The sequence below is a fragment of the Nocardioides sp. LS1 genome (assembly GCF_003865225.1).
GTDB lineage: Bacteria > Actinomycetota > Actinomycetes > Propionibacteriales > Nocardioidaceae > Nocardioides > Nocardioides ginsengisegetis.
Genome location: NZ_BIFF01000002.1, coordinates 963,072 through 987,364 on the forward strand (window position 1 = coordinate 963,072; position 24,293 = coordinate 987,364).

At 70.8% G+C, this 24,293-nt stretch carries 25 protein-coding genes; 17 read left to right on the forward strand and 8 right to left on the reverse strand.

The window, feature by feature from the left end; all coding sequences use genetic code 11:
* Positions 1–3: 3 nt before the first annotated feature.
* A complete protein-coding gene (locus tag EJF31_RS09505) occupies positions 4–294 on the reverse strand; it encodes a putative quinol monooxygenase (RefSeq protein ID WP_125036823.1) in 291 nt (96 codons plus the stop codon).
* A gap of 193 nt (positions 295–487) precedes the next feature.
* On the opposite strand from EJF31_RS09505, the gene EJF31_RS09510 reads away from it, so the two are divergent.
* The 6 genes from EJF31_RS09510 to EJF31_RS09540 all read left to right on the forward strand — a co-directional run bounded on the left by EJF31_RS09510 (position 488) and on the right by EJF31_RS09540 (position 7,341).
* A complete protein-coding gene (locus EJF31_RS09510; protein ID WP_125036824.1) occupies positions 488–1,480 on the forward strand; it encodes a sugar ABC transporter substrate-binding protein in 993 nt (330 codons plus the stop codon).
* A 3-nt stretch (positions 1,481–1,483) separates the two neighbouring features.
* A complete protein-coding gene (locus tag EJF31_RS09515) occupies positions 1,484–2,587 on the forward strand; it encodes an ABC transporter permease (RefSeq protein WP_125036825.1) in 1,104 nt (367 codons plus the stop codon).
* A 4-nt stretch (positions 2,588–2,591) separates the two neighbouring features.
* On the forward strand, positions 2,592–3,392 hold the full coding sequence (locus EJF31_RS09520; RefSeq protein WP_125036826.1) for an ATP-binding cassette domain-containing protein: 801 nt from the start codon (positions 2,592–2,594) through the stop codon (positions 3,390–3,392).
* A gap of 4 nt (positions 3,393–3,396) precedes the next feature.
* Positions 3,397–5,520: an alpha/beta hydrolase fold domain-containing protein gene (locus EJF31_RS22120; protein ID WP_221767513.1), complete on the forward strand. Its 2,124-nt coding sequence runs from the start codon at positions 3,397–3,399 to the stop codon at positions 5,518–5,520.
* Entirely contained in the window at positions 5,520–6,863 is a 1,344-nt protein-coding gene (locus tag EJF31_RS09535; protein WP_125036827.1) for an FAD-binding oxidoreductase, read from the forward strand. Before EJF31_RS22120 ends, EJF31_RS09535 begins: the two co-directional genes overlap by 1 nt.
* A 109-nt stretch (positions 6,864–6,972) precedes the next feature.
* Entirely contained in the window at positions 6,973–7,341 is a 369-nt protein-coding gene (locus EJF31_RS09540; RefSeq protein ID WP_125036828.1) for a DUF6221 family protein, read from the forward strand.
* 40 nt (positions 7,342–7,381) lie between these two features.
* Here the strand turns inward: EJF31_RS09540 and EJF31_RS09545 are convergent, their stop codons facing one another.
* A complete protein-coding gene (locus tag EJF31_RS09545) occupies positions 7,382–8,200 on the reverse strand; it encodes a DUF4839 domain-containing protein (RefSeq protein WP_125036829.1) in 819 nt (272 codons plus the stop codon).
* 236 nt (positions 8,201–8,436) lie between these two features.
* On the opposite strand from EJF31_RS09545, the gene EJF31_RS09550 reads away from it, so the two are divergent.
* The 3 genes from EJF31_RS09550 to EJF31_RS09560 all read left to right on the forward strand — a co-directional run bounded on the left by EJF31_RS09550 (position 8,437) and on the right by EJF31_RS09560 (position 11,171).
* Entirely contained in the window at positions 8,437–9,066 is a 630-nt protein-coding gene (locus EJF31_RS09550) for a hypothetical protein (RefSeq protein WP_125036830.1), read from the forward strand.
* Between the two features lie 99 nt (positions 9,067–9,165).
* A complete protein-coding gene (locus EJF31_RS09555) occupies positions 9,166–9,450 on the forward strand; it encodes a hypothetical protein (protein WP_125036831.1) in 285 nt (94 codons plus the stop codon).
* 227 nt (positions 9,451–9,677) lie between these two features.
* Positions 9,678–11,171 (forward strand): MDR family MFS transporter, encoded by a 1,494-nt coding sequence (locus EJF31_RS09560; RefSeq protein WP_125036832.1) that lies wholly within the window; start codon positions 9,678–9,680, stop codon positions 11,169–11,171.
* Positions 11,172–11,325: 154 nt separating this feature from the next.
* Here the strand turns inward: EJF31_RS09560 and EJF31_RS09565 are convergent, their stop codons facing one another.
* Together EJF31_RS09565 and EJF31_RS09570 are read right to left on the reverse strand one after the other, a co-directional pair.
* On the reverse strand, positions 11,326–12,339 hold the full coding sequence (locus EJF31_RS09565; protein WP_125036833.1) for an Ltp family lipoprotein: 1,014 nt from the start codon (positions 12,337–12,339) through the stop codon (positions 11,326–11,328).
* Positions 12,340–12,538: 199 nt separating this feature from the next.
* The gene (locus tag EJF31_RS09570) at positions 12,539–12,757 is read right to left on the reverse strand and encodes a hypothetical protein (RefSeq protein WP_125036834.1); all 219 of its coding nucleotides are present in this window, start codon (positions 12,755–12,757) and stop codon (positions 12,539–12,541) included.
* Positions 12,758–12,944: 187 nt separating this feature from the next.
* On the opposite strand from EJF31_RS09570, the gene EJF31_RS09575 reads away from it, so the two are divergent.
* Positions 12,945–15,866, forward strand: a complete 2,922-nt coding sequence (locus tag EJF31_RS09575) for an AAA family ATPase (protein WP_125036835.1) — start codon at positions 12,945–12,947, stop codon at positions 15,864–15,866.
* Between the two features lie 10 nt (positions 15,867–15,876).
* Here the strand turns inward: EJF31_RS09575 and EJF31_RS09580 are convergent, their stop codons facing one another.
* Positions 15,877–16,188 carry a hypothetical protein gene (locus tag EJF31_RS09580; protein WP_125036836.1) on the reverse strand — a complete coding sequence of 104 codons (312 nt, stop codon included), beginning with the start codon at positions 16,186–16,188 and terminating at the stop codon, positions 15,877–15,879.
* Between the two features lie 47 nt (positions 16,189–16,235).
* On the opposite strand from EJF31_RS09580, the gene EJF31_RS09585 reads away from it, so the two are divergent.
* The 4 genes from EJF31_RS09585 to EJF31_RS09605 all read left to right on the forward strand — a co-directional run bounded on the left by EJF31_RS09585 (position 16,236) and on the right by EJF31_RS09605 (position 18,274).
* Positions 16,236–16,622, forward strand: coding sequence for a TraR/DksA C4-type zinc finger protein (locus tag EJF31_RS09585; RefSeq protein ID WP_125036837.1), 387 nt, complete (start codon positions 16,236–16,238; stop codon positions 16,620–16,622).
* A 151-nt stretch (positions 16,623–16,773) separates the two neighbouring features.
* Positions 16,774–16,977 (forward strand): cold-shock protein, encoded by a 204-nt coding sequence (locus tag EJF31_RS09590; protein ID WP_125036838.1) that lies wholly within the window; start codon positions 16,774–16,776, stop codon positions 16,975–16,977.
* A gap of 111 nt (positions 16,978–17,088) precedes the next feature.
* Positions 17,089–17,871 (forward strand): alpha/beta fold hydrolase, encoded by a 783-nt coding sequence (locus EJF31_RS09595; protein ID WP_125036839.1) that lies wholly within the window; start codon positions 17,089–17,091, stop codon positions 17,869–17,871.
* A 121-nt stretch (positions 17,872–17,992) separates the two neighbouring features.
* Positions 17,993–18,274, forward strand: coding sequence for a hypothetical protein (locus EJF31_RS09605; protein ID WP_185736184.1), 282 nt, complete (start codon positions 17,993–17,995; stop codon positions 18,272–18,274).
* A gap of 3 nt (positions 18,275–18,277) precedes the next feature.
* On the opposite strand, the gene EJF31_RS09610 is transcribed toward EJF31_RS09605, so the two are convergent.
* On the reverse strand, positions 18,278–19,543 hold the full coding sequence (locus EJF31_RS09610; RefSeq protein WP_125036842.1) for a hypothetical protein: 1,266 nt from the start codon (positions 19,541–19,543) through the stop codon (positions 18,278–18,280).
* A gap of 62 nt (positions 19,544–19,605) precedes the next feature.
* A complete protein-coding gene (locus EJF31_RS09615) occupies positions 19,606–20,532 on the reverse strand; it encodes a LysR family transcriptional regulator (protein WP_125036843.1) in 927 nt (308 codons plus the stop codon).
* Between the two features lie 51 nt (positions 20,533–20,583).
* On the opposite strand from EJF31_RS09615, the gene EJF31_RS09620 reads away from it, so the two are divergent.
* Complete coding sequence (locus EJF31_RS09620; protein WP_260430741.1) at positions 20,584–21,525, forward strand: LysR family transcriptional regulator; 942 nt, start codon at positions 20,584–20,586, stop codon at positions 21,523–21,525.
* Here the strand turns inward: EJF31_RS09620 and EJF31_RS09625 are convergent.
* A complete protein-coding gene (locus EJF31_RS09625; RefSeq protein WP_221767514.1) occupies positions 21,480–22,715 on the reverse strand; it encodes a multidrug effflux MFS transporter in 1,236 nt (411 codons plus the stop codon). The genes EJF31_RS09620 and EJF31_RS09625 overlap by 46 nt on opposite strands.
* Before the next feature lie 118 nt (positions 22,716–22,833).
* Between EJF31_RS09625 and EJF31_RS09630 the strand changes: the two genes are divergently transcribed.
* Both EJF31_RS09630 and EJF31_RS09635 read left to right on the forward strand, forming a co-directional pair.
* Positions 22,834–23,766, forward strand: a complete 933-nt coding sequence (locus EJF31_RS09630) for an MBL fold metallo-hydrolase (RefSeq protein WP_125036845.1) — start codon at positions 22,834–22,836, stop codon at positions 23,764–23,766.
* Positions 23,763–24,293: a cupin domain-containing protein gene (locus EJF31_RS09635; RefSeq protein WP_125036846.1), complete on the forward strand. Its 531-nt coding sequence runs from the start codon at positions 23,763–23,765 to the stop codon at positions 24,291–24,293. Before EJF31_RS09630 ends, EJF31_RS09635 begins: the two co-directional genes overlap by 4 nt.

Consider the following 24,293-nt stretch of genomic DNA (forward strand, 5'->3'; position numbering starts at 1 on the left):
GGGTCAGCCGATCGTCTCGTAGAAGGCGCGCTCGCGGTGGGCGAGCACGGGGATCGCCTGCTCCAGCGCAAGCTCCTTGAAGTGCACCGACGCACCGTGCGCGGCGTAGGCCTCCTCGTCGTCGTAGATCTCGAAGAGGCGGAAGACGCTCGGCTCGGCCGGGTCCTGGTAGGCCTGGTAGAAGCGGTTGCCCGGCTCGGTGCGCGAGAGCGGAGCGAGCTTCTCGATCGCGTCGAGCACGACGGCCTCCTGGCCGGGCTCGGCGGTCCAGGTGGCGCTGACGACGTACGGCATGGGGTGTCTCCCTCGGAAGTTCTCAGATGTCTGGCGCGATCACGCTAGGTCGGCGCAAGACCCCGGGGGAAAGAGCCGACGCCGATGGCTGGCATCACTGCGATCGGGGTTCCCGACTCCCGACGGCGGGGGTTTCCTGTGACCGACCACACAGAGCGGCCACGCCGCCCGCCACCGAGCTCCAGGAGAGACCATGACGTCCCTGACCACCCCGAAGCGGAAGGCGGCCCTCGCCGCCGTGGCCGCCGGGAGCCTCATGCTCCTCGCCGCGTGCGGCGGCGACACCCAGCCCGCCGCGGGCGCTGCAACCGACGCCGGCTCGGGCTCCGGTTCCAAGAACATCGTCTTCTCGCCCCTCGGGCTCCAGATCCCCGCCATGCAGGACCTCGCCAAGGGCGTCCAGGGCTACGGCCAGAGCAAGGGCTTCAGCGTCACCGTGCAGGACCCGGCGCTCGACCCGCAGAAGCAGGCCACCGACCTCCAGAGCGTCGTCGAGTCCGGCAAGGCCGGCGGCGCGTGGGTCATCGCGGTGGCCCCCAACGCCCTGTCCGCGCTGGTGAAGACCGCGCAGGAGAAAAAGGTGGCGCTGCTGCTCAACGGCACGCCCGAGGACTACGGCCTGTCCGGCATGCAGGCCGGCATCACCTTCGACAGGATCGACTACCTCGCCCAGGGCCAGGCGGCCGGCGAGGAGCTCGGCAACTGCATCAACGAGAAGCTCGACGGCACGGCGCAGGTCCTCTTCGAGGAGTCCTCCCCCGGCACCGCCGGCAAGGCGGAGTACGAAGGCGCCGTCAAGGACGCGCTCGCCAAGACCGCCCCCGACGCCGAGATCGTCGCCACCACGACCGTCTCCGAGCGGGCCAAGGCGCAGACCGACGTGGGCAGCGCCCTCCAGGGCCACCCGGACATCCAGGCCGTCTTCGGCCAGAACGACGAGGGCACCCTCGGTGCGCTCGGCGCCTTCGCCGCCGCCGGCAAGGACCTCACCTGCGCCACCGAGACCGGCGGCAACGACGAGGTGCTGCAGGCGGTCAAGGACGGCAAGATCTACGCCGTCGTGGCGCTGCAGTTCGCCGAGGACATGATGCAGTCCTTCGACACGCTCACCGCGATGATGGCCGACCCCACGAAGGACGGTCAGCAGCTGACCGTGCCCCAGAAGGTCATCAAGGCCGGGGCCTGAGCCATGACCATGACCGTCCCGACACCTGTGCCCGGCTCCGAGAGCTCGGGGTCGACCACGACGACCGAGCGCCCCGCACCGGCCACCGGCAGTGACATGCCGCGCGCCGTGACGGTCCTGGTCTTCCTGCGCGACCGCGGCATCTTCCTCCTCTGGGGGCTGCTCATCGTGGTCTTCGCGTTCTGGGCCTCGCCCTACTTCTTCACCATCGACAACGCCACCCTGGTCGCGAACGCCGCGGCACTCACCGCGCTGTTCGCGGCCGGGGTCGGCCTGGGGATCATGACCGGGGTTCTGGACCTCTCCCTCCCCGGTACGGCGGCCATCGCCAGCTGTGTCTGCGGATGGCTGCTCACCCACGGCTACCCCACCTGGCTCGGCCTCGCGGCCGGCCTCGCCTGCGGCGTCGTCGTCGGCGTCTTCAACGGGCTGATCGCGCTGCGCGGCTTCAACCCGATCATCGTCACCATCGGCACGCTCTCGGTGCTGTCCGGCCTCGCGGCCGTCGTCGCCGGGGGCTACACGTTCCCCGGGCTGACCCAGCTCGAGTTCATGGGCACCCACCGTTACCTGTCGTTCGGCACGTTCTCGGGCATCCCGGCGCCGGTCTTCATCGTCGCGGCGGTCTTCGTCGTCGGCACCGTGTTCCTCACCCGCACCCGCGACGGCCTGCGCCTGATGGCGGTCGGCGGCAACGCCGAGGCCGTCCGCCGCGCCGGCATCAAGAGCAGCCGCTACACCGTCCTCGGCTTCGTCATCTCGGGCCTGCTGGCCTCCCTCGGCGGCCTGGTCACGACCGCGGTCGTCACCGAGGCGAGCCCGTCGGCCAGCCCGGCGATCATCTTCAGCGCCCTGACCGCGGTCGCCCTGGCGGGCGTCGCCCTCACCGGTGGCCGGGGCTCGCTGCCGCGGGTGCTGGTCGGCGCGCTGATCCTGGCGACCATCTCCAACGGCCTCACCATCCGCGGCATCCAGCCCTACTGGGCCACCGTCGCGACCGGTGCGCTGCTGCTCGGCTCGCTGATGTTCGAGCGGGTGCTGCAGACCAGCGTCTCCAACCGGCTGATGGCCACCGCCAACCTGTCCGTCCACGAGAAGAAGGGCTGAGGCCATGACCGCCTCCCCTGGTACGCCGGCCCTCAGCCTGTCCGGCATCGACCTGCACTACGGCTTCGTCCGGGCCCTCGACGGCGTCGACTTCCACGTCCAGCCCGGTGAGGTCGTCGGCCTGCTCGGCGACAACGGCGCCGGCAAGTCCACGCTGCTCAAGGTGATGTCCGGGGCGCACCGCCCCTCCGCCGGCCAGATCCACGTGCACGGCGCCGAGAAGCACTTCCACGCGCCGAGCGACGCCTCGGCCGCGGGGATCCAGATGGTCTACCAGGACCTCGCCCTCGTCGAGGCCCAGGACATCGCGATCAACCTCAACCTCGGCCAGGAGGTGCTGCGCCGCGGCCCGCTCGGCTGGCTCGGCTTCGTCGACCGCAAGGCGATGCGCAAGAGCTCCGAGGCCGAGCTGGACCGCCTCGGCGTCCGCACCGCCCCGATGACGCGCCCCGTGGAGATGCTCTCCGGCGGCCAGCGCCAGGTCGTCGCCCTGGCCCGCAGCGCGATCCGCGTCAACGGCGAGTCGCAGGGGATCCTGCTGCTCGACGAGCCGACCGCCGCGCTGGGCTACGAGCAGACCAAGAACGTCGAGGGCCTGATCCGCCGGATGGCCGACCAGGGCATTGCGATCGTCCTGGTCACGCACGACCTGCCCCTGTGCCACGCCGTCGCCGACCGGGTCGTGGTGCTCAACCGCGGACGCAAGGTCGCCGACGTACGTCTCGACGAGACCGAGAACGACCACATCGTCGGCTGGATCACCGGCGCGCGTCCGTCGATGTTCCCGGCCGCCTCGGCGGTCTGACGCCATGGCCGTCCACCCGTCGTACGTCGAGCGGTTCCCCTTGCTCGAGGGCATCGAGTCCTTCGAGCAGCTGATGAGCGACCCCGCACTGGAGGAGCGCTTCCACGGGTTCATGCAGTGGCGAGACGCCGCGGCCGCGCCCGACGTCGAGACGCACGACCTGACCGTCCCGGGGCCGCACGGCCCGGTGCCGGTGCGGGTCTACACGCCCGCCGGCTCGTCCCCGACCGGACACCCGTGCCTGGTCTGGATGCACGGCGGCGCCTTCGTGGGGGGCGACCTCGACATGCCCGAGGCGGACCGGACCTCCCGCGAGGTCTGCGCCCGCGCGGGCGCGGTCGTCGTCAGCGTGGACTACCGCCTCGCCATCGGCGGCGTGCACCACCCGGTGCCGCTGGACGACGTCGTCGCGGTCGTGCGCTGGGTGCGCGACGGGGCTGACCTGGGCGGGGATCCCGGGCGGATCGCGGTCGGCGGCGCCAGCGCCGGCGCCAACCTCGCCACGGCGGCGGTGCTCAGGCTCCGCGACGAGGACGGCTGGCAGCCGGCGGTCCTCATCCCGGCGTACGGCGTCTTCCACCCGACCCTGCCGCCGACGACGCCCGACATCCAGGCGGCGATGACGGAGGTGCCGCCGCTCCTGCGCTTCACCGAGCAGGCCACCGCGGGCATCACCGCCAACTACGTGGGCGGTCCGCCCGAGTCGGCGGACGGCTACGCCATGCCGGCGCTGGCCGACCTGACCGGGCTCTGCCCGACCCTCATGCTCGACGCCGAGCACGACGACCTGCGCCGCTCCGAGGAGCCGTTCCATGCCGCGCTCACCGCGGCCGGCGTCGACGTCCGGCGGCACGTGCTGCCCGGCGTGCTGCACGGCTTCCTGAACCTGCCCGCCGAGGTGGAGCCCGTCGGACAGGCCTTCCAGCTCATCGCCGACGCCGTCACCGCGACGGCCCCCGTCACGACGTCTGAGGAGAAGATCCCCATGGCTGAGTCCCACACCCCCGCTGTCGACCGCGTCCTCGTCGTCGGCGGCGGCATTGCCGGCGGCGTGCTGTCCCTCGCGCTCGCCCAGCAGGGCGTCCAGGTCGTCCTCGTCGACCTGCGCAGCACCCTCGGCGGCGTCGGCCACGGCATCACCCTGCAAGGCAACGCGCTCAAGGCCTTCCGCGCGGTCGGCATCTACGACCAGCTCGCCGAGCACGGCTTCCCCTTCAGCCACCTGCGGCTCAAGACCGCCGACGGGCACGTGATGGCCGAGATCCCCACGCCGCCGATGGGCGGGCCGGACCTGCCCGGGACGATGGGCGCGGTCCGCGGTGACATCGCCGACATCCTGGCCGTCGAGGTCGAGAAGGCCGGCGTCGACGTACGCCTCGAGACCACCATCACCGCGATCGACGACCACGGCGACTCCGTCACGGTGACCTTGTCGGACGGCTCTACCGAGACCGTCGACCTGCTCGTCGGCGCCGACGGCATCCGCTCGCAGGTCCGCTCGATGATCGGCATCGAGACCCAGCCGCACCCGGTCGGCATGGGGATCTGGCGCACCGTCGCCAAGCGGCCGGTCGGCATGGACTGCTCGGAGCTCTACTACGGCGGCCCGAAGTACAAGGCCGGCTACACCCCCATCTCCGAGGACCTCTGCTACGCCTTCCTGCTCGAGGAGAACCTCGACCGCTCGTTCGTCGGGGAGGGCCCGCACGGCGCGCTGCTCAAGGAGCGCGGCCAGGGCTACGGCGGCCTCTGGGGCGAGGTCCGCGACAGCCTGGCCGACGACGCGATCGTCAACTACCAGTGGATCGAGGCGATCTGCGTCGACGAGCCGTGGTTCCGCGGGCGCACGATCATCATCGGCGACGCCGCCCACGCGTGCCCGCCGCTGATCGCGCAGGGCGCGGCGATGTGTGCCGAGGACGCCGTCGTGCTGGCCGAGATGCTGACCTCGGGCTCCTCCGTCGAGGACGTGCTCCCCGCCTTCATGGCCCGCCGCTTCCCGCGCGTCAAGATGGTGCTCGACAACAGCCTCCAGCTCGCCGAGTGGGAGATCCACCCCGACACCCCGGGCGCCGACCCGGGCCGGATCATGGGCCAGACGCTCGGCGCGCTGGTCGCCCCCGCCTGATGCTGCAGCGCGGGGAGCCCGGCTTCGAGGAGGCCCGTGTCGAGCGGGTCTTCAACCGGCGGCTCCCGTCTCGGCAGCCGGCCGCGATCGTGCGGCCGACGACCGAGGACGAGGTCGTGGCCGCGGTCCGGCTCGCGCGGTCCCGCGGCTGGCAGGTCGCCGTACGCTCCGGCGGGCACAGCTGGGCCCAGTGGTCGGTGCGCGACGACGCGCTCGTGATCGACCTGGGAGGGCTGCGGGAGATGACGTACGACGCCGCCACCGGCATCGCGACCGCCTCCCCCGCCGTCCGCGGCGGCGCCGAGCTGTCGCCCTACCTCGAGCAGCAGGGGCGCTTCTTCCCCGGCGGGCACTGCCCGACCGTCGGCATCGGCGGCTTCCTGCTCCAGGGCGGGCAGGGTTGGAACGCCCGCGGCCTGGGCTGGGCGGCGGAGCACGTCGTGGCCGTCGATGTGGTCACCGCCGCCGGCGAGCTGGTCCGGGCCTCGGCCACCGAGAACGCCGACCTCTACTGGGCCGCCCGCGGCGCCGGCCCGGGCTTCCCCGGCGTCGTCACCCGCTTCCACCTGCGCACCCTCCCCAAGCCCGGCCACATCGCCCAGACCGTGCAGGCCTATCGCCTCGAGGACTTCGACGAGGTGATGACCTGGCTGCACTCCATGCATGCCTCGGTCGCCGACACCGTCGAGATCGTCGCCCTCACCAAGACCGACCACTCCCTCGCCCCCGACCCGGTCCTGCTCGTCACCGCCGTCGCGCTGGTCTCCGACGCGGCCGAGGCTGATCGTGCGCTCGCGCCGTTCCGCACCAACCCCGCGCTGTCGCGGGCGCTGCTCTCCCTCGACGCCGTCCCCACCACCCTCGACGAGCAGCGCAAGCGCCAGCTCGATGACAACCCCGAGGGCCACCGATGGGCCGTCGACAACGCCTGGCTCACCGGCCCCGCCGCCGATGTCGTCCCCGCGATGCGCCGCGCCTACACGACGCTGCCCAACGACAAGGCCTTCACGATCTGGTTCAGCATGGCCCCGCTCCGCACGCTGCCCGACATGGCGTTCTCGATGCAGTCGGAGATCTACCTCGCGTCCTACGTGCTGTGGGAGGACGAGGCCGACGACACCCGCCACCAGCAGTGGCTGGCCTCCGTCATGGCCGACCTCGAGCCCGTCACCGTCGGCCAGTACCTCGGCGACGGCGACCTCTCCCGCCGCCAGGTCCGCTTCATGGCCGACGACAACTGGACCCGCCTCCAGGCCATCTGCGCCGACCGCGACCCCGACGGACTCTTCGTCGGCTACCTCGCCGGCCCGGACGGTGCCCAGAACGCCAACAACTGGGAGTGACGCCCTTGTTGGTTGAGGAAGGCGCGCAGCGCCTGTCTCGAAACCACGCCGCCCCTGGGTCCGGCGTCGCACGCCCACGGTGTCGGTTCATGTCTCTACCTTGGCGCCCGTGAATACGACGTCCGATGACCCTGGCCTTCTCCGCTTCCTTCAGGACCGCCTGAGGCACGACATCGGCCTGATCCTCATGAACACGCCGATGTTCGGCTTCCACGTGAACGACGCTGCCTTCGAACGCAGGTTTCTCGATCGCTCCGCACTGCTCAACCGTGTCCGCACCGACCTCGCACTGGTCGCCCTGACGGTGGAATCGATGGAAGAGGAGCAAGGGCGACCACCAGCCGCCGCCACGTCGTTCGAGGGTGGGCCGGTCACCGGTCTCGGGTCCGAGGTGCTGAAGCTCTTGGCGGCGCGATACTCGAACCACCCGGACTATCGGCCCGAGTGGCGGACCGGCGTCGAGCTTCCGAAGCTGTAGCTCGCTCGGACGCCGCAACCTCGGACTCGGGAGGCCAACCTCAACGCATCCTGGTCTCGACGGGTTCAAGGAAGAACAGACACGAGGACCTGCTGAACCCTGCAACGTCAGCAGTGAACTCCGCCTTGTCGCCGACGCCGAACCTGTTGGGAGTTCTGCCGACGAAGTTGAGGTCGAGCATGTTCACGTCTCGGAACTGAAAAGTGGGTCCGTCGACGGTGTTGGGGCCCTTGTCGCCAGGGCCGATGAGGATGTCGTAACGCGTGTCGTAGTTGCCGTGATGCGCCATGGCGCCGACAGATCCGTCGAACGCGATCGTCTCCCCCTCATGCCTCTGCGCGAACTCGAAGTCCTTGCCTTCGCAGGGGTCGACCTTGAGCATGGCCGCGAGTTCGGCGTTGTTCTCCGGGGTCAGCACGACTGGAGCAGCCGAAGCAGTCTCCGTGGGCTCGTCCGCGGGACTCGCCGAAGGCGTTTCAGACGGCTCGTCGTCGGCCCCTTCCTCCGGGAAGGTGTGGTACGCGACAACCACATCTACGTCGGGGTCGAACTCGTCGCCCGATTCGAAGTCGCTGACTCCGTCGACGGTGACACTCTCGACCTCGCCGTCCTTGACGAGCCAGCCCGTGATCAGGTCCGGGATGACTTCCGTGTCGACGTTGGTGAACCCGGCCGCGGTGAGGGCGTCCACGACATCTCCGTAGTTGTCACCCTCGAGATCGCCGGCGGCATCAGGAGCCGCCACGCGCAGAGGGGTCTCCTCCGCAACCGGGGCGGACTGGTCGTCGGTGCAGGCAGTTGTCGCGAGGAGCAGGATCAGGATCAGGCAAGTGATGCCTGTAGCGGCCGGCCGTTGCATGAATGCGAGCCTAAAGTAAAGGGCGCCTGACTCAACTCTTTATGACGCCCTGCCATTGAATTTCTCCCGTCGTCGACACACACGCCGGTATGACGCGCACACGGACCGGCCGGGACGCCACTTTCGAATCGACTCATAGCCGTGCGTTCCCCCGAGGACAGGTGGCCCGGTTCGCACCGCGCTGTCGAGGTGGTTGGTGCTCCTTAACAAGCGCCACGGCAGCGCAGAATGGGTCCATGTCCTCTCCGCCACCCGACGAGTCGCCGATAGGCATGGAAGCGCTGTTTCACAGTGACACGCCTGGGCGAGGCGCCTATCTGTCGAGGATGTTCGCGTTCTTCAGCGAAGAGATCGTCCGGCAATGGACCCGGTGCGAGGAGTCGCCATACCGTGATCTGGGTCGGCCAGTTGTGTGGGACGACGCAGGCTCCAAGTATCACGTCCTTGACTTCACTCTGGAGCGGTCCACGGATGGTGCACGCTTCGTGACGGAGCTGAAGTGCGAGATCGAGTTCGAGAAATACCGGTACCTTACGCTGACGGAGCCGCAGCAATTGGATCACCACACGCGTAATGCGGCGTTCCAGAAGTTGCTGCGATCAGCTACCCAACCCGGTGCGCAGCGAGTCACCATTCAGGGCCGCGACGTTCAAGTGGATGGTGCCGTACTTGTTTGGGGAGTCGTCACAGACCAAGGACGGACCTCGGTGACCGAGAAGTATGGCTTCGCCGACGTGCTTTCCATCGAACAGATGCTCAAGGACTTGGCTCGCTGGAAGCCCAAAGCATGGGCTGACTGGGTCGGGCGACGCCGCGATTGGTCGGACGAACTCTTCGATTGGCTGAGGTATCCCGCTGGGGAATGAACGCCGCTACGCGGCGGAGTGACGCGCCATCCGACGACGTCGACGCCTGAGCTCGTCGAAGCGGGCCGTATAGCGGGTGCACCAATTTATGCTCCGCTTATGCCTGAAGAACCGAAGGACCTCATGGCAAGGCGAATAGCACGGTGGATGATGGATCAGGTCGAGGAGCGCGGAGGCCTCTACCAAGATCGAGCCGTGCGGGAGATCATTCGCGAGTTCGGTCTCGAGTGGTCGTACGTGAACGCAAACGGCAACCGTGCTATCGACAAGAGGATCTTGGCTGCGTTCCTGGAGATTTCAGAGCAAGTCGTGATCTGGAATCGCGGTGCTCGCGCATGGCGTAAACGCCGCTCCCACCACCGTGCGGGACGTCTCCAGGACTAGCGAGCAGCTGGCGACATTTCTGTCGTAGTTGGCAGGACCTCGTCAGGCAGATGCGGACGTTGGGCCCGCGCCGGCAGGCGGCGGAATGTTCCACTGACTCGCGGGTGCGGACAAGGGCGCGCAAACCTGTTGAGGCCGCGTTCACGATCCTGTTGGCTTGAGCGGGAATGCTGAGGCGAACGTCCGGCGTTGCCGACCACAAGCACTCCTCGAACTGAAGGACCCCCATGTCTTCTCCGGTCTCCTCGGGCACGGACCAGGCCCCCGACTACGGCGTCCTTCGCTGGTTGGTGGCAGCAGCGTTCGTCGTGATCCTCAACGAGACGGTCATGTTCAACGCGCTGCCGAGCCTGATGCGCGAGTTCTCCGTCGACGTCACGACCGCCCAGTGGCTCTCGACCGCCTTCATGCTCACGATGGCCGTGGTCATCCCGATCACCGGCTGGTTCCTCCAGCGGGTGACGACGCGGCAGGCGTTCGGCCTGGCGATGACGGTGTTCTGCATCGGCACGCTGATCTGTGCGTCGGCCCCCGTCTTCTGGGTGCTGCTGCTGGGTCGCATCGTGCAGGCGTCCGGCACGGCGGTGATGATGCCCCTGCTGATGACGACGCTGATGACGATCGTCGCGCCCGGTGACCGCGGCAAGGTGATGGGCAACGTGACGCTGGCGATGTCGGCCGCGCCGGCCCTCGGCCCCACCGCGTCCGGCTTCATCCTCGAGGTCGCCAGCTGGCGCTGGATGTTCGGCATCGTGCTGCCGATCGCCGCCACCATCGGCATCGTCGGCATCACCCGGCTCCGCAACGTGGGCGAGCCCCGCGCCCTGTCGCTCCACGTGCCCAGCGTGCTGCTCTCCGCGATCGGCTTCGGCACGCTCGTCTACGGCCTCGCGCAGTTCGGCCGAGGCGGCGACGCCCGCACCGAGGGCGCGATCTTCGCGGTCGTCGGACTGGTGTTCGTGGCCGGGTTCGTCGCGCTGCAGATCCGCCTGCAGCGGGAGGACCGGCCGCTGCTCGACCTCCGCACGCTCCGCCGCCCGACGTACCGCCTCGCCCTGCTCACCATGGCGGGCGCCTTCGCCGGCATGTTCGGTTCGATGCTGATCCTGCCGGTCTACCTCCAGAACGTCCGCGACCTGAGCACCCTGCAGACCGGCCTGCTGATGATGCCGGGCGGTCTGGCGATGGGCCTGCTCGGCCCGCGCGTGGGTCGCTGGTTCGACAAGCACGGCAGCCGCCCGCTGGTCGTGCCCGGCGGCCTCGGGGCCATCGCGGCCCTGGGCATCCTCACCCAGGTCAGCCTCACCACGCCGATCCCGATGATCCTCGGCGCGCACGTGCTGCTGATGGTCTCGCTGGCCCTGATCTTCACGCCGGTCTTCACCCTCGGCCTCGGCGACGTCCCGCCGCACCTCTACTCCCACGGCAGCTCGCTGCTCGGTGCCCTCCAGCAGGTCGCAGGCGCGATGGGTACGGCGATCGTGGCCACCCTGATCGCCTGGCGCACGACCCACCTGCTCGGCCAGGGCGACGACCCGCTGACGGCCCAGGTCGGGGGCATGACGGCGGGCTTCTGGTTCGGCGTCGCGCTGACCACGCTGGTCTTCGGGCTGCTGCTCAAGCTGCCCAACCGGGCGCACGTCCCCGAGCCCGAGGCCGTGACCGAGGCACAGCTGCCCGCGCCGGCCGAGGCCGTCCCGCTCACGCCGCACGAGGGCTGAGCGAGGCTGACGCCCGGGCGGTAAGCTGTGAACCTTCCCCGTCACGGAAACGGTTCACCTCTCACCGCTCGAGCTCTCAGGGGTGTGAGGTGAACCGGATTCAACGCCGAACCGGTTCGTGGCTCACCGCTTCCACGCGCGAGCGGGGCCCGGGTCAGAGGCCGATCTTGTCGACGGCGTAGATCGCCTCAGCCAGCGTGTACTTCTCGCCGTAGGCGCTCGACAGCTGATCGATGAGTCCCCGGCGGGAGAACGAGGTCATCTCGAGGTAGGACTTGGCCGAGCGGACCGCCTGCTCCCGCCAGTCGACCTTCAGCTGGCTGACAGCCCAGGTGGCATCAGCAAGGTCGTATCCCTCGCCGTAGTTCGACGACAGTTGGTCGATGAGGCCCTGTCGACTGAACGGCGAAAAGCTCAAGTAGTTGCGCGCAGACTCGAGCGCGTTCTCCATGGCCAGCGTGACCTTCGACCGGCTCGGGTCACTCGGGAAGGCATCCTCGGCGTCAGCGACGCCGTCGTTGTCGGTGTCCTTGCTGTACCGCGCATCCTTCGGAAAGGCGTCCAACTGGTCGGGGACGAGGTCACCATCGGTGTCCTTGCTGAAGTTGGGGTCGCGCGGGAAGTCGTCCTTGTAGTCAGGGACTTTGTCGTGGTCGGTGTCCACGTCGTCCCGGGTCTGGATCTTGGGGTCCTTGGGCCGGTAGTCGTCGCCATCGCTGACCCCGTCCCGGTCGGTGTCCAGGTCGTCACGCGTCTGGATCTTGGGGTCCGTAGGACGGAAGTCGACCTCGTCGGTGACACCATCTCCGTCGGTGTCGACGGGCTCAGGAGTCGGTGACGCGTCCCCGCCGGAGTCGCCCCCGCCATCGACGGACGTGTCAGCCGCCGCAGGGGTGGCAACGTCGCCCTGACTGCCGATCGCTCCGACGATCGTCATGAGGAGGACGAATGCCCCGACACCGCTGAGCACCTTGTGGCGCAGGAACCAGTTTTGCTGTGAGGTCTTGTTTGCACCGCCGAGAGGCGTCACCGTCGCCGGCGAGGGGTGACCGGAACTCGGGTCGCTCCCTCCGGGCGCGGTGTGTTCGGTCCACCGCTGGCCATCCCAGTAGCGAAGACCGGGGCCGAGGTTGTCGGGGTACCAGCCAGGAGGCGGAGTCGCGTTCATCGTTCAAGATCCTCGAGATATGAGTCCGTCGACCGGACTTGGCGTGGACGTGACCGTAAGTTCGCTCCGCGACCCCTGTCCCTCGAACTGAGCCGACTAGCCTCGGGCAACCCGGAATTTGGCCCGATAGGACTACCCGTCGGTCCGAGCTCGCGGCCAAGGGGGCTAGGGCGCTGCCGCACGGGGGTTGATCGCCGGGTCAGCAGGTCGGCTCGGGGCCGTCGAGCGCGGAGTTCCAGCGCGCCCGCCACACGAAGCACGGACGGTCCGGGGCGGTCCCAACCGGCGACGACGTCGGGCCGGTGTCGGTGACCACGTGACCGATCGGGTCGGGCACGGGGATGGCGGCGTGGCTGGGCGGGGCGGCGAGGGCGCCGAGAGCGGTGACGGACACGACGGCCGCAAGGGTGACGTTCATGGTGGCTCCTTCTCGGAGAGTGGCCTCCGGGGGACTGACCCCCGGAGTGGGGACACCACCAAGGTCGAGTCCCGCGACCCCCGGTTGACGCCGGCTGACAGAAGTTGACGGCCGGACTGCTCGTGGACACCCGCCTCGTCCCGGCGCATGCTGGATCCGACGTGTCGTACCTGTCCCGGGAGGTCACGTGGGTGCACTGCCGCGACCCGCGATCCCGCCGGGAGCCCAGCGGGACCTGAACGACGCGCTCCACGACCTGCACCACCGGTCCGGCTGGCCGAGCCTGCGGGTCCTGGCCCGCGAGGCGGGGTGCAGCCACACCACCGTCTCCGGCGTCTTCTCCGCACCCCGGCTGCCCGCCTGGGGCGTGCTCGAGGTGCTGGTGGAGGCGATGCACGGCGAGGTCGGGCAGTTCCACTCGCTCTGGCTCGCCGCCAGCACGCCGACCGAGGCCTCGAGCCCGGCCCAGCCCCGGATTGCGGGTCGCCGCCGCGAGCTCGCCGTCGTCCGCAAGCACCTCGAGTCCGGCAGCGGCCTGCTGCTGGTGGCCGGCGAGGCCGGGCTGGGGAAGACCCGGCTCGTCGGCACCGCCGCCACCCTCGAGGCGGGGGACGTCTTCGTGGCCCGCGGCAGCTGCCTGCCGCTGTCCACCGAGGTCCCGTTCCTGCCGATCGCCGACACGCTGAGGGCGGTCCACGCGCTCGACGAGGGCCAGTGGCTCAAGGAGGCGCTGGCCGAGTGTGCCGCCTTCGTGCCCGGCGCGCTGCGAGCGCTGCTGCCCGAGCTGGACGCGACCGGCACCGACCCTGAGCCCCAGGGCGACTGGTCCAGGCAACGCCTGTTCACCGCCGTCGAGGCGACGCTGGCCGCGCTCGCCGGCAGCCGGCCGCTCGCGGTGCTGATCGAAGACCTGCACTGGGCGGACTCCGGCACCCTCGACCTGCTCGAGCACCTGCTCGCCCGGGGCGCGAGGTGGCCGTTGCTCGGGACGTGGCGGCTGGACGACCCCGCCACAGCCACGGCCACGCTCGACTGGTTCACCGTCGTACGCCGGCTGCCGGACGCCGACGTCCTCGAGCTCGCCCCGTTGAGCCGTGACGAGACCGGGGAGCAGCTCGAGCTGCTGCTGTCCCACCCTGCCGATCCGGACCTGGTCGACCGGGTCTACCAGCGCACGCTGGGTCAGCCCCTCTTCACCGACCAGCTCTCGGCGACGCCCGAGGGCTCGGGCGACCTGCCCCGGCTCCTGGTCGACCTGCTCGACCGACGCCTCGAGGGTCTGGCAGACGGGGCCTGGGCCGTGGCCGGCGCCCTCGGTGTCGCCGACCGGGCGTTGACCGACAGCCAGCTGGCCGACGTCACGCCACTGCCTCCTGCAGGCCTCGCGAGCGGACTGCGCGACCTCGCCGCACGTCGACTGCTGACGGAGCCCTCGCGACCGCGCGAGGTCGAGCTGCGCCACCCCCTCCTCGCCGAGGCGATCCGTCGTCGCCTGGTCGCCGGCGAGGCCGCGGAGCAGCACCGCCGGCTCGCGGAGGCGCTCGCCGCGGGACCGGACCCGTCGCCGGCGGAGATCGCGACGCACTGGCAGGCCGCCGACGACCCCGCGCAGGAGCTGGTCTGGCGGATTCGGGCCGCGCGGGCCGCGGAGGACCGCTTCGCGATGGCCGGCGCCGCGGAGCAGTGGCTGCGCGTCCTGGAGCTGTGGCCGCCCGACGCGGCGCCCGCCGGTTCCCCGCCCATCAGCCGGTGGACGGCGTACGCCGCGACCGCCGACGCCCTGGAGGGCTCGAGCCAGATCGGGCGTTCCGTGGACCTCCTCGAGGGGGCCCTCGCGTGGGCGTCGGACCTGTCGCCGGACGAGACGGCCGACCTCTACGGCCGGGTGGGTGGCTATCGCACCTTCTTCCAGCAACCGGCGGCGGGGCTGCCGCTGCTGGACAGGTCGATCGCCCTCTACGAGCAGTTGCCGCCGTTCGCTGGGTATCCGCGAGCGCTCAACGAGCGGGCCACGGCCCAGATCAACCTTGGCCGGTCCGCTGAGGCCGTGGCCGACCTCGCCAGGGCGGTCGAGGTCAGCCTCGCGCTCGACGACCCGGCTGCTCAGCGCCGATACCGTGTCGCCCAGGCCCGCCACGACTACTACCTGACGGGCGACCGGATGGACGCGGTCGCACGGATCTCCGCCTTGACAGCACTGGTCCTCGCCCGTCCCGACCCGGTGGGCGACATCGAGGCGGCCCTGGCCCACACCGACATGCTGCTGCAGGAGGGCGCCGACGCGGACACGGTCGAGGAGGCCGCGCGGCGAGGGCTGGAGGCCGCGGCCACCTGGGGCATCGAGGACTTCCTGACGTCGATGCTGCTCGTCAACGTGTCGGAGGCATTCCTGCGCGAGGGACGGGTTACCCGCGCCGCTGCCCTCATCGACCCGGTCACCGACGACACGTCGGGCAACGACCGGTATCCCCTCCGCCTGCAGCGCGCCCGGCTCGACGCGCTGCGGGGTGAACCGGGGGCCGTGAGCCGGCTCGGTGCGCTCGACGAGATGGTCCCCACCATCCGGTCCTGGTTCGTCCCCTGGGCCGCCGATGTGGAGCTGTGGTGCGGCCGGCCCCGTCAGGCACTCGACCAGCTGCTCGCCGACCTGGAGTGGCGAGCCACGGCGAGCGTGCCGGCGCCCGGCTCCGACACGTTCATGCTCATGGCCCGGGCGGCCGCCGACATCGTCGCGCTGACCGGACCCACCGCCCGTCGCCGACAGCGTGCCGAGCTCGTGGATCGGCTGCACCGGGCGCGCGCGGCCGCGGACGCGCTCCCCCTCGACCACTACTGCAACCGGGACGTGGCCACGTCCGCCGTCGACGCGACGTACGCCGCGGAGCTGGCCCGCCTCACCGGCGAGCAGACGGTCGAGCTCTGGGTGGCCGCCGCGTCCGCGTGGGACGGGATCCACCGCCCCCACGAGGCGGCGTACGCCCGGTGGCGAGCCGCACAGGTCGCGCTCGCCGGAGGTCAGGCCTCCACGGCGGCCACGCTGCTGCGCAAGGCGGGTCGGCAGGCCAGGGAGCACGTCCCCCTGCTCAGCGCGATCGCCGCGACGAGGTGAGGTGGGCGGCTCAGGCCTGGACGAGCGAGACCAGCTGGGCGACGAGGACGACCAGGCCGAGCACGCGGCGGAAGGGGCTAGCGCCGCGGGCGACCTCGTCGAGCGCCCAGACCAGCAGCGCCCCGTGCCGGATCCCGTCCACAGCGGTCGCGTGCGTGGCCGAGAGGTCGAACCTGCCCAGCACCACCGCGGCCAGCCAGACGTACAGCGCCGGGTTGGGCAGCTGCCACAGGGTCAGCCGCCCGTCCGGGGAGCGGAACCACCAGGACCCGGACGTCAGACGGGCGGCGGGGCTCGGGGCGGTCGTCGCGGAGGAGGTCACCCTCCGAACGTACCCAGACCCTGTGCAAGCGATGTCAGCATGGACGGATGGACACGGCCCGCGACCTGCTCGACGCCGAACGCCGGGTGGCGCTCCGGCGCCTGGCGGCCCTGACTGGCGACTTCGAGGGTGTGGTGGCGGCGTCCCGGGACAGCAACGCCGACGACGAGCACGACCCGGAGGGCGCGACGATCGCGTTCGAGAGGTCGCAGGTGTCGGCGCTCGTGCTGCAGGTCCGGGGTCATCTGGCCGAGGTCGAGGCCGCCATCCAGCGCCTGGAGGACGGCACCTACGGGACCTGTGAGCGGTGTGGACAGCCCATCGGGAAGGCCCGGCTCGAGGCGCGGCCGGCGGCGGCCACGTGCATCGGCTGTGCGTCAGCGCTTCGCCGAAGCCCGAGAACGCCGCCGATGCCGTATCGTCGCTGGAGTTGAAGGGACGGCTCTGCAAGTCGTCCTGGCCGCGCACGATGTCGCGGCTTGTGTCTCGTACTCCTGGTTTCCGTTCGCTGGACATCAGCACAGGTGGATGTCTTCAGCAGCTCGGGGGCACCTCGCCCCCGGCACGAGAACAAGGGAACAGATCATGGCCAAGGGCACCGTCAAGTGGTTCAACGCTGACAAGGGTTTCGGCTTCATCTCGCAGGAGGACGGCGGCGAGGACGTGTTCGTCCACTTCTCCGCCATCCAGTCCGGCGGCTACAAGTCGCTCGATGAGAACCAGAAGGTCGAGTTCGACCTCGCCAAGGGCCCGAAGGGTCCGCAGGCGGAGAACGTTCGCGTCTCCTGATCCATCCTCGAAGGGCCCCGACCGCGTCTGCGGTCGGGGCCCTTCGTGCGTCTTCTCAGGCGGTCTGACGAGGTCTACCGTCAGGAGTGGACGTCGTTGCGGAGGTCTGAGATGAGGGATGCCTGGGAGCTGCTGACCTCGGGGCCAGTCGATGCCGACCGATCGGTGCTGTTGTTGCCGGGCGGGGCGAATGCGGCCCGCTCGTTCGATCTCGTGATGGCCGAGCCGGCGCTGGCCGGCGTACGCCTCGTGGCCACGACGCTGCCGGGCATGGCCGGCGCACCGCTGACCGGCGACCTGACCGTGCCCGGGCTCGCCCGCCGGGCCGGGGAGCTCGCCAAGGAACACAGCTGTGACGTGGTGGTGGGCTTCTCCCACGGAGCCTCGGTGGCCCTGGAGATGCTCCTGTCCGGTCACTTCCACGGGCCGGCCGTGCTGCTCGGCATCAGCATGACCACCGAGGACGAGGCCGGCTTCTTCGTGAAGGTGGTCCGGCTGTCGCAGAAGGTGGGCAGCTGGCCGATGGGCACCCTGCTCACCCTCCTGCCCGTGATGGTGAGGTCCGCCAAGATCCGGGAGCCGCACAAGCGGGAGCTGATCGCCGACCTCAAGCAGAACAAGGCGCGCGACGCGGTCAAGGTGAGCGCGGCGTACCTCGACTACGTGGCGCAGGACCGGGACTTCGCCGCCGAGCTGGTCGCGACCGGCCAGCCGGTCTGGGTGATGCACGCCGAGAAGGGGGACGGGGACCTCTCGGACGCCGAGCGCGCCACCCTCCAGGCGGCGGCCCACGTCACCATCGTGACGCTCCCCGGCTCGGTGTTCCTGCTCCCCGACGAGGCGCCGCAGCAGTGCGCCGAGGTGATCGCCGCGGCGGTGGCGGCGACGCGCTGATCGAGCCGACCGGATCGGATCGTTCGATTTCCGTCACTGAGCGTCCGGGATGGGCCTAACCTGAAAGACACGGTGGCGGGTCATCGGTTCGTGGGACGGGGCCGACTGGGAGGGGGTCACCATGGGCATCTCGACGCTCTACACGATCGGGACCGTGCTCAACCGCGCCTACGACAACGGCCTCGAGGTGGAGCTCCTCGTGGACGGCCACTGGATCACCGGCGTCGTGGCTGCGGTCGACGGGTTCGGCGTCGTCCTCGCCTCCAACGGTGACCGGCACGCCGTGGTCCGCATGGAGGCGGTGTCGGCAGTGACCATCGCCGAGCGGGTCCCGCAGCGCGAGGAGATCACCGTCGGGGCGCACCCGATGCCGGGTCCTGCCCAGGCCTACGCCCAGGACTGATCGCTACTCGGTGGAGTCGTCGTCCGGCCCTTGCCACCGTCGAGCCCGTTCGGCGACCCGGTTCGCAGCCTTCTCCGTGGCCGAGGCGGCCCGCCCTCGGGCCGCGGTGCCGAGGCGCTTGCCAGCGCCGACGGCGTCGGCCCCCTTGGTCCGCGCCAGGTCGCGGACGTCTGCTGCGGCAGCGGCCCACCGCCGCGTCTCCACGGAATCCCGGGCGGCGCCGATGCCGAGTCGCTCGTGGAAGTCACTCACGGACGTGGTGACGCTGGTGCTCGCCTGGACGACGGCCGGGGACTGGATCGGGTTGAAGAGGACCCTGGAGTTGGCCCTCGCGGCCGCAGTGTGGATCCGGGCGACGAGCTGCTCGGTGCTCCGGGAGATGGTGTCGAGCCGCTCCTGGCGGGCGGCCCTGAGGCCCTGGCGGTGCCCGTCGAGGTCCTCGGGTGCCGTCTCGAGGACGCGGTCGAGCTCCAGGATGGCGATGCCCTCCTGGAGCTGGAAGCAGCGCGCGAGCACGGCGAGCCACTCTCGCGTCTTCGCCTCCGCGTCGTTGGCAGTCTTCATGAGGTCGGCGATCGTCGACTTGCGCTCGAGCTTCTCGGCGAGCGCGTCCAGCTGGAGCAGGGCGTAGGCCTGGGTGTCCGCGATCGTGCCCGTGGAGGCCTGGACCTTGGACCAGGTGATCTCGTTGACCCGACCCACGTGCTCACGGATCGTCATGGCCTCCTCGATCTGGAGCCCGACGCCGATCATCTGCGCGAGGACGGAGTCCCGCTGCGAGCGCAGGACGTCGTCGAGCTTGGCATCGATGACAGCCAGGTAGTCCGTGATCTCGTCCATGGCCTGCTGCATCGCGAGCTGGGCCATCAGCGCCGGTGCGCCGGCGAGCAGCTTGGGGCTGGCGGGCAACTGGCCCGGCCCCTTGTCGAGCTGGATCCACGACTTGCTGGCGCCGGGCCTGCCGATCATGGCGTGGCTGACGCCGGGCGTCTTGGTCGGGGTGAGACCCCCGAGGTCCTTGATCTTGCGCGCGGACTCCTCGGTCAGCCGCACCCAACGAGCGGAGTCGGCGACCTGCGCAGAAGCCGCCGCGTGGGCCGAGGCCCCTTGCAGGCCGGCCGACCCGAGGTTCAGGAGCCTGCTGAGCCGCGGCAGTCCGAGGTCCTTCGACGGCAGGCCCAGCGTGTCGAGGAATCGTTCGACGGCTGACGACTCGCCGATGACGGCCAGGCCGTCGCCGTCACTGATCAGCTCGACTTCGTTGTCCAACGTGAGCTCCTTGGTTGGTTCCCTTCGCGTGACGTTACGCGGAGGTCCGGAGCAGGCTCTCGTCAACCACCCAGAGCGAGGGAGGCGCCGACCTCGTCGAGGCGGGCGAAGAACCACTGGTGGGCGGGGTCGGCGAGGCGGTCCCGGCCGAACCAGTAGCCCTCGGCGAGCAGCACCTCGCCGAACGGCGGCTCGACCTGGACGATGGGGCCGCCGTCGCGGACGACCAGGCGGGCGAGACGTTCGGGGACGACGGCGACGAGGTCGGTGCCCTCGATGGCGAAGGAGAGCGGCAGCCAGCCGGAGACGATCATCTCGATGCGACGCTCGATGCCGAGCTCGCCGAAGACGCGGTCGACGGGGGTGAGGATGCCGGGGCCGAAGGAGGCCGTGGCGTGCGGGAGGGCGGCCAGGTCCTCCAACGTCAACGCACCGTCGCGCAGCCGCGGGTGGTGGGCGTCGACGATGCAGACCATCCGGTCGCGCCACAGCGGCCGGGACTCCCCCGGGAAGCCGAAGCCGAGCGGCGCGACCAGCGCGTCGCACTCGTGCAGGATCCGGTCGGAGGAGCGGATGTCCGGGCCGCCGCCGAGGTGGTCGATGGCGAGGCGTACGCCGGGAGCGAGCTCGCTGACGCGGCGTACGAGGGGCTCGTGGACCACCGCGATCGAGTAGTCGCTCATCATCATCCGGAACGTGCGCTGGCTGGTGGCGGGGTCGAAGACCTCGTCGACCGCGAGCGCGCGGCCGATCAGCCGCAGCGCGTGCTGCACCTCCGGCAGCAGCTCCACGGCGAACGGGGTGAGCTTGTAGTCGCGGCCGCTGCGGGTCAGCAGTTCGTCGTCGAAGCGGCGACGTAGGCGGGCCAGGGCGGCGCTCATCGCGGGCTGGCTGAGCGAGAGCCGCTGGCCGGCGCGCGTCACGTTCGCCTCCTCGAGGATCACCTTGAGGGGGAGCAGCAGGTTGAGGTCGGTGCCGCCCAGGGACATGCGGCCAGTCTGTCCCAGTGATCGGCGTCACGCACGCACTACGATCGGCGCGTGAGCGAGGGGCTGCGGGACGTCGACGCCAACCTGCTGCTGTCCCTCCACGCGCTCCTCGAGGAGCGCAACCTGACCCGCGCCGGCACCCGCATGACGATGAGCCAGCCGGCCATGAGCGGCGCGCTCGCCCGGCTCCGCAAGCACTTCGACGACGAGCTGCTGGTGCGCACGGGCCGCGGCTTCGAGCTCACGCCGTACGCCGAGGAGCTGCGCCCCCTGGTCGCCGAGGCGATCGAGGCGGCCGAGGCACTGCTGGGCAACGAGCGGGAGTTCGACCCGACCTCGAGCACGAAGCGCTTCGAGGTGAGCATGTCGGAGTACGCCATGACCGTGCTCGCCGAGCCGCTGATCCGGCTGCTCCACGAGCACGCGCCGGGCTGCTCGGTCTCCTTCGACTCCGTGCCGGCCTCGCGGGAGCAGTTCGAGGGCCAGCTGATGCGGCGCGACCTGATCGTCGTCCCGCTCGGCTTCGACCTGCCCGGCCGCACCCAGCCGATCTTCACCGACGAGCTGGCCTGCGTGGTGGCGCGCGACAACTCCTACCTCCGCGACGGCGCCCTCACGCTCGAGGACCTCGCGGCGATGCCGCACGCGGTGGCGGAGTTCCTGTCCGCCGGCGAGCAACCGCGGCCGCTCGAGGTGGAGGTCGAGCAGAAGGGCGTGGCCGGCCGCACCGTGCTCGTCCAGGTGACCAGCCTGCTGACGCTGCCCTTCGCGGTGGCCGGCACCGACATGTGCGCGTTCGTGCCGAGCCGGCTGGCGCGCCGCTGCCTGGAGCCGCTCGACCTCGTGATCGCGCGGACCCCGATCGACCCGGTGCAGATCACCGAGGCCGCCCACTGGCACCCGCGCCGGGCCGACGACCCGGCGATCGTGTGGCTGCGGCGGCTGCTCTATGACGTGGCGGTCGACATCGAGGTCGAGCGCGACGAGAGCTGAGCGGTGGCCGCGCACAGCGAGGCGATCGCCATCACGACCGCCGGCGCGAGGGCCGAGCCGTCGCCGCCGAGGCCGACCAGCGGCGAGACCAGCGCCCCGAGCGCGAACTGGCTGAAGCCCAGGAACGCGCTGCCCGTCCCGGCGACGTCGCGGACGTGCGACATCGCGAGGGCGGCGGAGGTGCCGATGGTGCCGCCGTTGCTCAGCACGGCCCAAAAGATCGCCACCGCGAGGGTCCACGCCGGGGCGTCGACGACCACCAGCAGGAGCAGCGCGAGGGTCGCTCCGACCTGCAGGCACAGGGAGCCGGCGATGATCCGCGTCGGCTCGATCCGGTCGACGAGCCGGCTCACGACCGCACCCGTCGCGATCAGCCCGGCGGCGTTGAGCCCGAACGCCACGCCGTACTCCACCTCGGAGAGGCCCAGCACCCGCTGGTAGACGAACGGCGAGGAGGAGATGTAGGCCATCATCACGCCGAACGAGCAGGCCACGACGGCGGTGTGCGACCAGTAGGCGCGGTGCCGCAGGAGGCGCCGTACGCCGTCGGCGTAGGGCGTGCCGGTGGCGGCGGAGCCCCGCGGGTGCGTCTCGGGTACGCCGGCGAGGACCGCGGCCAGCATCAGCACGCACAGGCCGGTGACCGCCCAGAGCATGCCGCGCCATCCGACCGGTCCGGCGAGCAGGCTGCCCGCCAGCGGCGCCAGCACGGGCGCGACGCCGCCGACGGTGATCATCACCGTGAACGCCTTGGCCGCGGCCCGGCCCGAGGCCAGGTCGGCGACCACCGCGCGGCCGATCACCATGCCGCCCGCGCCCGCGATGCCCTGGACGAGCCGGGCGCCGACGAGGACGCCGAGGTTGGGCGCGAGCGCGGAGACCGCACCGGCGACGACGCAGACGACGGCGCTCACCACGAGTGGAGGGCGGCGGCCGAAACGGTCCGACAGCGGCCCCATCACCAGCTGGCCGAGGGCGAGCCCGACGAGGAACGAGGTCAGCGTCAGCTGCACCCCGCTCGCGTCGCCGCCGAGGTCGGTCGCGATCGCCGGGAAGCCCGGCAGGTAGAGGTCCGTGGCGATCGGGGCGAGCGCCCCCAGCAGGGCCAGGCAGAGCAGCAGGGGCAGGCGGATCGCGCCGTCCGTCCGCTCGGCGAGGCGGGAGGTGGGGTCGTCGACGGCGCTGCTCACCGGTCGAGTCAAACAGCGCCCGCGCGGGGGCGGAACGCGCCGTTGGCCATGCCTCGGATCGGCACTGGTGATGGCGGATCTCCTTGTCCCGCGGGCGTGCGTGCGGCTGACTGGTGGCATGACCTGGGATGACGGAAACCCGTACGTGGAGCAGCTGGCCGCGGGCGTGCACGCCTACGTGCAGCCCGACGGCGGCTGGATGGTGAACAACTGCGGCGTGGTCGTGGACGACCGCGGGACGGCGGTGCTGGTCGACACGACGTCGACGGAGAAGCGCAACCGCGCCGTGCTCGCCGAGATCGCGAAGGTGTCGGTCGGCGCGCCGCGCGCGCTCGTCAACACCCACCACCACCCCGACCACACCTACGGCAACGGCTTCCTGCCGCCGGAGACCACGATCATCGGGCACGACAAGTGCCGCGAGATGGTGCTGCACGCCGGCCTCGAGGCCACCAAGGTCATCACCGCGCCGGACTACGGCGACCTGACGCTGCGGCCGCCGGACGTGACCTTCCCCGACCGGATGACCCTGCACCTGTCCGACTTCCCTGTCGAGCTGCTGCACGTCGGCGGCCCGGCGCACACCACCAACGACGTGCTCGTCTGGCTGCCCGAGCAGCGCGTCCTCTTCAGCGGCGACCTGGCCTTCAACGGCGGCCAGCCCTTCGTCCTCGAGGGCTCGATCGCCGGCTTCCGGCGGGCGGTCGCGCAGATGCAGGCGCTGGCGCCGTCGGTGCTTGCCCCCGGGCACGGGCCCGTCTGCCGCGGCGAGGACGTCGAGCGGCTGCTGGCCGACATGGACGCCTACCTCGCGTACGTCGAGGAGGTCGCGGCAGCGTCGTACGCCGCCGGGCTGACGCCCCTCGAGGCCGCCCAGAAGCACCGCGACAACCCCTACAGCGGCTGGGCCGAGACCGAGCGGTTCGTCGGCAACCTGCACCGGGCCTACTCCGAGCTGGCCGGCAACCCCGTCGACACCAAGCTCACCGTGCCCTCGGTGTGGCCCGACATGGTCACCTTCCACGGCGGCCCGATCGCGTGCCACGCATGAGCATCCCGCGCAGGGTCGTCACCGGCCACACGTCCGCCGGGGTGTCGGTCGTGCTCTCCGACGGACCGGTGCCGGTCAGCAAGGACCTGCCCGACGACGGCGTCTCCTTCCACGAGGTCTGGAACACCGCGGGCGCGCCCGCTCCGATCACCGCGACCCAGGATGAGCCGACCCTGGCCGCACTCGCCGTGCCGCCGCCCGAGCGCGGCACGAAGATCCGGATCAACGAGTTCGCGCCCGGCCACCTCGACGAGCGCGGCCTCCAGTCACCGGTGCACCGGACCGCGACGGTCGACTACGGGATCGTCCTCGAGGGCGAGATCACCCTGGTCCTCGACGACTCCGAGGTGACCCTGCGCGCGGGCGACATCGTCGTCCAGCGCGGCACCGACCATGCCTGGGCCAACCGCGGCGACGGTACGGCCCGCGTGGTGTTCGTGCTCGTCGACGGGGAGTTCGACCCCGCCCTCACCGCCACCCTTCCCGGCGGGCTCGCCGGGCTGACGCGCGGCGGCCCGCGGGACTGA